1 protein-coding gene is annotated in these 1,105 nt (G+C 47.0%); it reads right to left on the bottom strand.

From position 1 onward, the window contains the following. Positions 1–129: 129 nt before the first annotated feature. Positions 130–438, bottom strand: a complete 309-nt coding sequence (locus ACFPOF_RS29450; RefSeq protein WP_378139033.1) for a hypothetical protein — start codon at positions 436–438, stop codon at positions 130–132. Between the last annotated feature and the right edge of the window lie 667 nt (positions 439–1,105).

Raw genomic sequence — 1,105 nt, forward strand, 5'->3', positions numbered from 1 at the left:
TCAAAGAACGCCGCAACAACTCTTGCCATCTCTTCCCGAATACTTCTCTGAATCTTCTACTTGTTCCTGCTTCATTGCCAATCTCGCAGTCCTCTAGACACCGACAATCTCTGCATCCTGGTTCAACCTTCAACAACTAACTATTTCTTTACTTTCAGGCACCTCTTGCTTACTCTTGTTCTTAATCCCTGCGTTCAGGCACCTTTCGCTTACAAAAATCGTCCTTCCTACTTTCAGGCACCTCTTGCCTTCAAAAATCAGCGGTTGGTCTTCATTATCTTTCCAATTGATCTTTAATGCCAAGCACGCTGTAACTAAGTCCGATGAAACCTGAAATACTTCATGTTCTTCTTTGATTCCGATGGCAATCTCCACAGTATGCAAAAATATAACTCGTACTAGCTGCGGTCCAATTTCGTCTAACGTAAATGTGTTCACGACGTCCCACCGACTTAAGGCGACGAAGTCGCCGGGCGCGACGCGCTTAGTCGGTGCGGATGTGTCCGGCTGATTCCGCTTCACTGCTACTGTCAATTACTTCTCCGAATCCACATCTGACTCCTGCCGGACCGAGGGCCGAATGGCCCGAAGCGTGAACATGGTGTTATACGCAGTTGTTCTTCCTTGCTACCTTCCTCGATTATTCTACGTGATCCAACTTCAGAAAAGTAAATCCGACCTCGAATGTATCCAGAACCTTACCCCCGCTGCTTCGATTATGCCCACTTCTCGCTGTCTCTAGATACGTTAACTGATTTCACTACCTGCCTTGTACTTGAACTATGTTGGCGTGAGTATTCATCAGTGTGATTTCTTCTTGAACAACTTCACATTGTATCTCTCAACACTACCGTATCCAGAACCTTGCCCCCGCTACCTCGAATTTGCCATCTTCTCGCTGTATCTAAGTAACCTTGAGTCTGCTTCACGATCTAAAACTAGAGCCCTAATAAAAACAATTTTCTTAAAAACTCTTCCTCGAGTGGGCAATTGCGTATAACGTTCATGTGTTCACGACGTCCCACCGACTTAAGGCGACGAAGTCGCCGGGCGCGATGCGCTTAGTCGGTGCGGATGTGTCCGGCTGATTCCGCATCACTGCTGC

The sequence above is a fragment of the Cohnella soli genome (genome assembly GCF_042655525.1).
GTDB classification, from domain to species: Bacteria; Bacillota; Bacilli; order Paenibacillales; family Paenibacillaceae; genus Cohnella; species Cohnella soli.